The 2,025-nt window shown below is 42.9% G+C and carries 2 protein-coding genes; both read left to right on the plus strand.

Annotation, left to right across the window (positions count from 1 at the left end):
* Positions 1 to 993: hypothetical protein (locus AAGC65_RS26125; protein WP_343115384.1), on the plus strand; the 993-nt coding region annotated here is incomplete at its 5' end.
* Positions 986 to 1,804, plus strand: a complete 819-nt coding sequence (locus AAGC65_RS26130; protein WP_343115385.1) for a glycerophosphodiester phosphodiesterase family protein — start codon at positions 986 to 988, stop codon at positions 1,802 to 1,804. The genes AAGC65_RS26125 and AAGC65_RS26130, both read left to right, overlap by 8 nt.
* Positions 1,805 to 2,025 lie beyond the last annotated feature (221 nt).

Consider the following 2,025-nt stretch of genomic DNA (forward strand, 5'->3'; position numbering starts at 1 on the left):
AAAAAGAAAAAACTAAACTATGGCATCTATCGTTCGGGGTTGCAGTCGCTTAAACACGGAGCAATTACCGCCATTGGCCTTAGCGTGCTTTATGGCATTATATTGTATGTATGCACCGGCCGGTATGAAAGCATAGTGCGCGCGCTGGAAATAGGTGGTGGTGTTGGCGTGATCGCGTTTCTTTGGTTTGGCGGCTTTGAAGTTATCCAGCACTGGACACTGCGGCTTATGTTGTTTCTTTATGGTATATTGCCGTTACGCATAGGTGAGTGGCTTAAATGCATGCATCAGGTCAATTTCCTTCAGCGCGATGGAAGCCGGTTGCAATTTCAGCACGAAACGCTGAAGGATTACCTTAGCTCGCTTATACCGGAAAATAACAGGCTGTCAGATACTCCGTTTAATTTCGTACGCAAAAAAAGAGCTTTGCTTGCTGTGATCAGTGTATTGCTCATCATTATTGGTAGTATAGGTATTTATCGCCCTATCAATGAAAGATTTTATGGAAATAAATTTTGGACCAATAGAGACCGCTTGTTAATAAGTGGCGAAAAAGCAACTTACGTTACGGTCACCAACAACTCTGTACGCGTATTAAAAAGCGGTATAGTTGATCTGTCGGTAAGTGGTAAAGTAGTAGTTGGCACCTTTGTTGGCAAAATAGGCCCCGAAGGTACCTACTCAGGCTTTCTCGGTTTTCCGGTGAATAATGCCTACAACCTTGTGCGTGATTTCCGTCATGGCGCATTATTATACCGCAGGCTTAACCGCGAGAAAACCTGGCATTATGCTGTGCGAGGTGATGTTTTTTACTGGCCATGGCAGGAACGCCACGGTGCATTTGCAGTAGTAGCCGGAGATGTGATAGAGTTTATGGTGAACGATAATGAAAGAGAAAACGATTCTGGCACGTATAATTTACAAATACAAATTAAGGAGCAAAAACGACTAACAAATAATGACAGACCGCCCCAAACGATACCGAATGATTGATTTGATCTATTGCCTTTTTTTGAGCCTTATCATCGTTATTCCGGTAATTAACCTGATGGCCTGTAAAACTTCAGGTATTGTTAGGAGCAAATTTATACTTACCGGTCACCGTGGCGCCGGCGGTATAGCTCCTGAGAATACCATAGCGGCAATTGACAGTGGCATTGCTGAGCATGCGGATTGGGTTGAAATAGATATACGGCAGACAAAAGACGGCCATATTGTAGTGATGCATGACGAGACCATAAATCGTACTACCAACGGCAAAGGTAAGGTACAGGAATTAACGCTTGCCGGGATAAGATCTTTTAATGTGACAGGGTTTAAGGTAGGAGACGTGGCGTTTGCAAAGGTGCCGCTGTTAACAGAAGTTATAGAAAAAGTTAAATCGGCAAATGTAAAACTACTGATAGAGATCAAGTACCCCGAAAGCTATCCCGGGATGGTTGAGCAACTGATCAGTATACTTGAGGCCGAACCGGACCTTTCTAAATTTATGGTATTTTCTTTTGATAGGAAATGCCTGGTGCAGGTAAAAAAGGCTCTTCCGGGTATTACAACAGGCGTTTTTTGCCTTGGATATGAGGGTTTAGGTAAGTTTGATGACCTGGGCATATCTTATATCTGCCCGTTTTGGCCGTCACTGCTATATCGCCCGGGTTTGGTTGCTGCTATCCATAACAAAAAACTAAAAATACTTGTGTGGACCGTAGATCATGCGTGGGCTATGCGCTACGTAATAGGCAAATCGGTTGATGGACTGATCACTAACCGGCCAGATGTGTTCAATTCAATTGAACTTAATAAATAATATATAAGCAACATACTGTCTGCCGGTGTTTCGCAATGATCGAACACTTGTTTATTTATATAGCTGCCTGATAATATATTGAAATGTTTAATAGTAAATGGTTGCTAACCGTGCTGCTTAAAAACAAACCGCCTCTAATTGCGGTTAAAGGCGGTTTTTAAATTATGTGACCCCGCTGAGGCTCGAACTCAGGACCCACAGATTAAGAGTCTGTTGCTCTA

This window comes from Mucilaginibacter sp. (assembly GCF_039207105.1).
GTDB lineage: Bacteria > Bacteroidota > Bacteroidia > Sphingobacteriales > Sphingobacteriaceae > Mucilaginibacter.

What these genes read in the sequence shown, in the direction of transcription:
- AAGC65_RS26130 (WP_343115385.1), top strand. Translation starts at nt 986, where the DNA reads ATGATTGATTTGATCTATTGCCTTTTTTTGAGCCTTATCATCGTTATT.